Source organism: Methanocalculus sp. (assembly GCF_029762515.1).
In the GTDB taxonomy this organism is placed as follows: Archaea; Halobacteriota; Methanomicrobia; order Methanomicrobiales; family Methanocorpusculaceae; genus Methanocalculus.
Window position 1 is genome coordinate 1 of the sequence record NZ_JARVGN010000089.1, and the last position, 6,428, is coordinate 6,428.

The following is a 6,428-nucleotide window of genomic DNA, read 5'->3' on the forward strand; positions in this document are numbered from 1 at the left end:
ACCGGCACTCTGTTGCAGCTTGCACTTATTGGAAATGCTGCGGGTTCAATCTCAGCTCCGTTAAATGTACCCAGGATCTTCTTCGGCTCACTCTCCATCTTCTCTTCTTCAGATCCAATATAGGGAATGACATTATCAAATATCGCCATGCCGGGAATACCCTCAAACCCTGCACCCGATATCGCCTGAAGGGTCGCAACGGTGACACCGGAGATACCAAGAGGCATCAGTGGTGCAAGGGATGATGAGAGCATAATGGTCGAGCAGTTTGGATTTGTAACGATACATCCATCCCGCCCGCTGTCATGCTGGAGATCAATGAGACCTGCATGATCGGGATTTATCTCAGCAATGAGCAGGGGAACCAGGGGATCCATCCTGTGTGATGATGCATTGCTGCATACAGTAACACCGGCATCTGCAATATCCATCTCCAGTGTCTTTGCGACATCCGCAGGAAGTGCAGAGAAGACGATATCAAGATCTTTCACAGCCTCGACTGTTGTCGGGCTCACGATACGATCAGCCACAGTCTCTGGAAACGGGGCATCCACTCTCCAGTTAACAACCCGTCCGTATGGCTTCCCAGCACTCCGTTCGGACGCGGTAAGTGTGGTAAGTTCAAACCAGGGGTGATTCGCTAGTAATTGGACAAACCGTTGGCCAACGGCACCTGTAGCACCAAGCACTCCAACATTGATCATGGGTAAACAGAAGTAAGGGTGAGAATATATTTAAGCGTTAGAGTTTTAATTCCGTCAAACTCTATCGGGGGAGATAAAAAAAAAGAATTATTCCATGTGAATGGCTTCAGCCGGACACTCATCCACACAGGTTTCGCAGTCAACACAGGTATCTGCATCTACAACAGCCTTCTCGTCATTCATAGAGATCGCAGCGGTTGGACAGATATCAACGCATGTTTCGCAGCCTGTACATTTCTCCTTATCAATAACAGCTACCAATTGGATTCCTCCTATAGTATTGTTTAAAAAAAGATGAGAAATAGGTTTCGATATACACACCACGATCAGAGGCCAAGAACCTCTTTCATCGTGTATGTGCCCGCAGGTTGACCCGGCACCCATTTCGCTGCCCTGATCGCGCCCCGTGCAAAAACAGAACGATCGTACGCGCGGTGAGAAAGTTCAATCGTTTCAAAATTGCCTGAGAATAAAACAGAGTGATCACCAACGATATCCCCGCCACGGATCACATGTACACCAATCTCATCAGCGCGTTCAGTCATTCCCTCACGGCCATACAACTTATCCCGTGCCCCCATCTCCTCTTCAAGGATTGCCAGGATTGTTTTTGCTGTACCGCTTGGGGCATCTTTCTTGTACCGGTGGTGTGCCTCGATCACCTCACAGTCATAATCAGGGAGGAGTGATGCTGCATTTCGTATCAGCTGCCAGAAGATATTGACACCCACACTGAAATTTGTGGTCTTGACAATAGGCACGACTCCTTCTGTTGCTTTTTTGATTCGTTCCTCCTCCTCTCCGGAGAAACCGGTTGTCCCGACAACAAGAGCCACCCCTGCGGATGCTGCAATTTCAATGTTCCTGACTGATGCACTTGCTATTGTGAAATCAATGAGGCAATCAGGTTTTCTCTCCCTGAGGAACTGCTCCAGATGCTCTGAATCCACAACAGGCTGCCCGAATGCCTCCCCGGAGCGAATGTCAATACCGCCCACAAAGGTGAGATCGGGATCTTCCTCAACCATTCTTCCGATGATTGTACCCATACGGCCAAATGCACCGCAAATTGCAACTTTAATCATAATGACTCAGTATCTCCTTCAATACCGCTTCTTTTTGAGGGTCAAGTTCGGTGAGCGGAAGCCTGAGCGGGCCTGCTGCTCCTCCCCTCAGCTCGACACCTTTCTTTACGGGTATTGGGTTTGTATCAATGAACATGCCACGGAAGAGCGGGGAAAGCTCATAATGGATCTGCTGGGCCCTGACAAACGATCCGGTCCGGCAGGCATCATAGAGAGTTCCCATTCTGGCGGGCTCAAGATTTGCAGCAACAGAGATGACTCCATGTCCACCCAGTGCGAGAATCGGCAACGTCATGTTATCATCACCTGAGAGGAGAGAGAATGGAACCTCCCTCTCCAGATCCCGGGTCATCTCGATGATCTGGGATATCTGGCCGATATCACCGCTTGCCTCTTTCACTCCGATGATATTCGGATTCCTTGCAAGTTCAAGGATCAGATCCGGGGCCAGGTTCTGACCAGTTCGTGATGGCACATTGTAGACGATGATAGGGATGCCGCAGTCAGCCAGTTTGGTATAATGTTTGATGAGCCCGGCACGATTTGGCTTGTTGTAATACGGGCTGATGACAAGTGCAGCGTCAGCCCCGATCTTTTTTGCAGCTTTTGTAAGTGTCAGTGCCTCATCGGTGTTGTTCGAACCAGTGCCGGCAATGACTGGTATCCTGCCTCCTACAGCTGAGACCACCTCTTCGATGATCTCTTCATGTTCGGCAAAATTAAGGGTTGCAGATTCCCCTGTCGATCCACAGGGGACAATTCCATCAATTCCCTCTGACAAAAGATTTTCGACGTTTGAACGAAGCCCGTTGATATCAACAGGCATCGTTTCTGTTCTTTGAAAAGGAGTTATGATAGCTGGTATTATTCCATGGATCATACGCTAGCTTATCTGCGTCTTCTGGTATTTACTTTTCTCGTAATGTAACCCGCCACACGATTTCGCACACCTTTGCTTTCGATGGTGGTGAGATTCGAAACGGCGAGTTTATTCTCATCAAATTCATTAGAGAAGTAATTGCCATGCTTTTCCAGGAGACCTGTTCCGATTGATTTAATGTAGCTTGGTTTGATTCCCATGTATATCGTCCTCAAATTTCCATAATAGTAATGCGCGATGACAACATAATGATTGTGTTTGCAACCGATGACGGATCCGGTCCAAGGATCCGTATCATCGGCTCTTTTCCAACAGCCCCGCGATCAATGATCATATCCGGGACATCCTCCTTACAACATGATGCAACGCCCCAATCCATCGTCTGTATGCCTGGTGGCTCATGTTCCCTGTCAAACCAGCATACAGTAAAACTCATATCCTCCAATAGAGCGGCCAGAGTCTCAGTAAACCGGATATTTGCAGCAGATCGTATCTCAGGGTCAAACCGCATTGCTGTCAGTACGATCCGCGCAACATGGTCACTTGCACCGAATGCACACTCTCCCACCGGGTGAACACTCTTCCGAAGCGTCACAATTCTCCCATCCACCCCCGCCACATCAGCCGGGCTTCGGGCACCTTTTTTGGCATAGACAATGTTGCTGCCAACTTCGGGGATAAGACGGGGATCCATCTTCTCCTTCAGCTCACTGACAGCATACGCGAGTGCATCGAGAATGTCGGTTTTTTCATCTTTATCAATCATTTGAACGCACCCAGATTCGTGTAACACCCTCGATTGCAGACTGGATAAAGAGATCGAGATCCATCAGTGGTTCAATCGATCGTATCCTGTCACGATCACACCCCGCTGCAAAGCCTTTATCTTTCATCTTCTTCTTCACGGTTTTTACCGTCACCTCTTCTATTGCCCCGCCTTTGACGAGGGCACAGGCGATGATGAGACCAGAAATGCTGTCTGCGGACTGAAGGCAGAGATCAACCGGGGTTGAATGACCCGAAAAGAGATGGTGGTTATGCTTCATGACAGCATCTGCGATCTCTTTAGATTTGCCTGCCTCACGGAGCATCTCAGCGCCAACAATGCCGTGCCTCTCCATATCTCCGGAGACGATCTCATAATCGATATCATGCAGGATACCGATTATCTCAAAGAGATCAGGATCTTCATTCAGATGTGGGGCAACAGCCCGCATGATTGCACCGGTTGCTACACAATGCTCAATGAGGCTCTCTGAAGTGACATGTTGCCTGAGGAGGCTCATGGGATCATCTGGTACCATACAGTATGGATCTTTTCTGAGGGAGATAGATTCTCTGGTTGGCATCCGGATCAAATGATGAAAGAAAGTGTGATCTACCGGGTTATCCAATGGTTTTGACAGGAGTTATGTGAAAACCATTAAGCCTCTCCTCAGGAGAATATATGTATGCAAAAATGGCTCATGGACATCGCCATAGGGGTTATAAGCCTCATTATATTCCTTGTTCTTCTCATTGGACTGCCAGCAATAATGAATCCGGGATACGCCTATCTGATCGCTCTCCTGATCTTCATATTCATCCTCATCGGAGCGGGATCAACGGTAATAGAGAAATCAATCTGAACCGGATAGACTCATTAAAAGATCCCCGTAAAATCATATATCTTCTTTTTCTTCGTTATTTTGCCCGGATGAGTTAATTTTACTCGCAGGTCTCTTATTTTGCTTCTTCTCTTTCCGGTAATATGAGAGGGGGTGGCTGATAAGTTTGCATTTTGCATTCTTCCCTGAACAGATCCCATGAGTCATCATGGTTGCACATGATGGTGTTGTATACCCGTCACTTCCCTGGCTGATGATATGATTCACCTGGTAGGATGTCACTTCAATATTGAAGTCACTCCCTTGTGAGAAGGTTCTGATAATCTCTGTTACATCCATTCCAATGGTATGGAGGAATGTAGTCAATGCAAATCTCCCCGAATGGGTGAGATATTTTCCAGTAACAGCCGCTTCGAAGAGCGCATGAATACAGGGTGGGAACCGTGACTCCTCGACATCCCCATACTCTTCAACGGTACGTTCGGCAATAATGGACTGGATAACCTGGAGATGAACAGACAGGCTGTCACAGACAGATTCGGGCAGGTCAAGAGGAAGTTGATCGAGGAGGAGTGTTCTGATCCGCTCACGGAGAAGAAGATCTTTCTCTTCTTCACTCAGAAAGACCTGTCCTTGTGATAGATCACGGTTCACAAGCCGGAAAGTGTCTTCCCGCAGTGTCTGTGTGATCTCGATATAGCGGGTGTAGGACATACTGTCTCCCAAAAGAGGCATATCCAGTTCCCGAAAGATATGAAGGCGAAGAGCATCGTTCTTCTCGATGGTCTGTAGGAAGAAGAATGCCCGTTCAGCCTCATATCTGGCAAGGGTCGCAATCCCTGAGCGGTTTTTTATGCAGGATACAAGAATTCTGGCAAGGCCATAACTGAGAATATCAAGGAATGGATCATCACTATCTGTCCATGCCCTCCCTTTTTTTGACTGGGCGGCATCACGTATTCGATCCACTGCTGCATCAAGGTAGATCCGGTTCTCAGGGTTGCCGGTAATAGTGCGAAGAGAATAACCACGTGATGCGATTACTTCCTGTGCTTCTTTTAAAAAAGGGTAGTGGGCAAGATCCTGCAGTTCAAGCCGGATTTTCATTAATCTGCCTCAATACGGGGTGCGAGGAGATAGGTGACACGCCCTTTGTCCTGGGCGATTGGGAAGAGGAACTGAACAGGATGATCAATTCCAAGTTGAATTTCTACAGTCTGGGATCGCCCGATTACTTTCCCCATATCCTTGAGATAATCAAGTGAGAAGAGCGAACGTGCTTCTGCTGGTTGAACAAACTCGACATCGTCTTTTCCAAGTTCAAGTTTGATATTATCAGTATCTCCCTCGGCGATCATGGTAAAGAGGGAAATTTCAGGCTCAATCTTCAGTGCAATCTTATCAGAGACGACTGAGGCTGCTTTAATAGCATTGTTCAGTGTTTCTCCCGGAACCCTCACAACTGCAGGCAGATTGAGTGTTGGCGGGTTTGGATCTTTTCGAATCGTCTTTGTATCCAGAAGTGATATCGAATACCGGTAGCTTTTGAAACTTATCGCGAGTTTTTTACTTTCAGCATCCAGTTCAAGCTCGATAGGATCACTCTTTCCTACCATCCCGAGGATATTCTTCAATTTCGCAATATCAAGTCCAATCTCAAGTTCTGTTGCAGCATATGACTGAAATGCACCTGCATCCAGCTCAAGTGAGATCATCGCAACATTTGAGGTGTCTACTGCCCGTGTGGTAAAACCCTTCTCACTTATATGAAGACGGCATTCACCAACCAGAGCTGATATGGCGTCGATCGATTCTCTGAACGTATCTGCATCAATAGTTGCTTTTAACATCACAAACCCCTTATCATATTGATACGAACTAAATACGGATAATTATATTGTTCTATTATCGACACACCCGATGATAAATGATGTGTTACATTTCTTTCATTATTTTGATTGGGGAGAGGAGAGAAGATGGGTTCACAATGGTCACGTGATTCGGCTTATACCAGAGCAACCGGTGAGGGATACAGATCTCGTGCTTCGTATAAACTGCTGGACATTCAGGCAAAATTCGGGATTATCCGTCCCACAGATTCGGTAATCGATCTTGGGTCTGCTCCCGGTTCATGGCTTCAGGTATTGAGGAA

11 protein-coding genes are annotated in these 6,428 nt (G+C 47.3%); 2 read left to right on the top strand and 9 right to left on the bottom strand.

Features of this window, described 5'->3' with window-relative positions; all coding sequences use genetic code 11:
* From asd to QCH34_RS04545, 7 genes are all read right to left on the bottom strand, one after another.
* The coding region (asd, locus tag QCH34_RS04515) for an aspartate-semialdehyde dehydrogenase (protein WP_300330773.1) at window positions 1-704 on the bottom strand (704 nt) is incomplete at its 3' end.
* An 87-nt stretch (window positions 705-791) separates the two neighbouring features.
* On the bottom strand, window positions 792-965 hold the full coding sequence (locus tag QCH34_RS04520; RefSeq protein WP_300330776.1) for a 4Fe-4S binding protein: 174 nt from the start codon (window positions 963-965) through the stop codon (window positions 792-794).
* A gap of 65 nt (window positions 966-1,030) precedes the next feature.
* A complete protein-coding gene (gene dapB, locus QCH34_RS04525) occupies window positions 1,031-1,789 on the bottom strand; it encodes a 4-hydroxy-tetrahydrodipicolinate reductase (RefSeq protein WP_300330781.1) in 759 nt (252 codons plus the stop codon).
* Complete coding sequence (gene dapA, locus QCH34_RS04530; protein ID WP_300330785.1) at window positions 1,782-2,669, bottom strand: 4-hydroxy-tetrahydrodipicolinate synthase; 888 nt, start codon at window positions 2,667-2,669, stop codon at window positions 1,782-1,784. Before dapA ends, dapB begins: the two co-directional genes overlap by 8 nt.
* An 8-nt stretch (window positions 2,670-2,677) precedes the next feature.
* Window positions 2,678-2,869, bottom strand: coding sequence for a 30S ribosomal protein S17e (locus tag QCH34_RS04535; protein ID WP_300330790.1), 192 nt, complete (start codon window positions 2,867-2,869; stop codon window positions 2,678-2,680).
* Between the two features lie 11 nt (window positions 2,870-2,880).
* On the bottom strand, window positions 2,881-3,435 hold the full coding sequence (locus QCH34_RS04540) for a thiamine-phosphate synthase family protein (protein ID WP_300330795.1): 555 nt from the start codon (window positions 3,433-3,435) through the stop codon (window positions 2,881-2,883).
* On the bottom strand, window positions 3,428-3,973 hold the full coding sequence (locus QCH34_RS04545) for an HD domain-containing protein (RefSeq protein ID WP_300330798.1): 546 nt from the start codon (window positions 3,971-3,973) through the stop codon (window positions 3,428-3,430). Before QCH34_RS04545 ends, QCH34_RS04540 begins: the two co-directional genes overlap by 8 nt.
* A gap of 147 nt (window positions 3,974-4,120) precedes the next feature.
* Between QCH34_RS04545 and QCH34_RS04550 the strand changes: the two genes are divergently transcribed.
* Complete coding sequence (locus QCH34_RS04550; RefSeq protein ID WP_300330801.1) at window positions 4,121-4,297, top strand: hypothetical protein; 177 nt, start codon at window positions 4,121-4,123, stop codon at window positions 4,295-4,297.
* Window positions 4,298-4,330: 33 nt separating this feature from the next.
* Here the strand turns inward: QCH34_RS04550 and QCH34_RS04555 are convergent, their stop codons facing one another.
* Together QCH34_RS04555 and QCH34_RS04560 are read right to left on the bottom strand one after the other, a co-directional pair.
* Complete coding sequence (locus tag QCH34_RS04555; RefSeq protein WP_300330804.1) at window positions 4,331-5,383, bottom strand: DNA primase large subunit PriL; 1,053 nt, start codon at window positions 5,381-5,383, stop codon at window positions 4,331-4,333.
* Window positions 5,383-6,126: a DNA polymerase sliding clamp gene (locus tag QCH34_RS04560; protein WP_300330806.1), complete on the bottom strand. Its 744-nt coding sequence runs from the start codon at window positions 6,124-6,126 to the stop codon at window positions 5,383-5,385. The genes QCH34_RS04555 and QCH34_RS04560 overlap by 1 nt, the downstream gene beginning before the upstream one ends.
* A 126-nt stretch (window positions 6,127-6,252) precedes the next feature.
* Between QCH34_RS04560 and QCH34_RS04565 the strand changes: the two genes are divergently transcribed.
* A partial coding sequence (locus QCH34_RS04565) for an SAM-dependent methyltransferase (RefSeq protein WP_300330808.1) occupies window positions 6,253-6,428 on the top strand: 176 nt, incomplete at its 3' end.

Bases quoted from the DNA above. Each gene is read 5' to 3' on its own strand.
- QCH34_RS04560 (WP_300330806.1), bottom strand. From the start codon at position 6,126: ATGTTAAAAGCAACTATTGATGCAGATACGTTCAGAGAATCGATCGAC.
- QCH34_RS04535 (WP_300330790.1), bottom strand. From the start codon at position 2,869: ATGGGAATCAAACCAAGCTACATTAAATCAATCGGAACAGGTCTCCTG.
- QCH34_RS04540 (WP_300330795.1), bottom strand. From the start codon at position 3,435: ATGATTGATAAAGATGAAAAAACCGACATTCTCGATGCACTCGCGTAT.
- dapA (WP_300330785.1), bottom strand. From the start codon at position 2,669: ATGATCCATGGAATAATACCAGCTATCATAACTCCTTTTCAAAGAACA.
- QCH34_RS04550 (WP_300330801.1), top strand. From the start codon at position 4,121: ATGCAAAAATGGCTCATGGACATCGCCATAGGGGTTATAAGCCTCATT.
- dapB (WP_300330781.1), bottom strand. From the start codon at position 1,789: ATGATTAAAGTTGCAATTTGCGGTGCATTTGGCCGTATGGGTACAATC.
- QCH34_RS04555 (WP_300330804.1), bottom strand. From the start codon at position 5,383: ATGAAAATCCGGCTTGAACTGCAGGATCTTGCCCACTACCCTTTTTTA.
- QCH34_RS04545 (WP_300330798.1), bottom strand. From the start codon at position 3,973: ATGGTACCAGATGATCCCATGAGCCTCCTCAGGCAACATGTCACTTCA.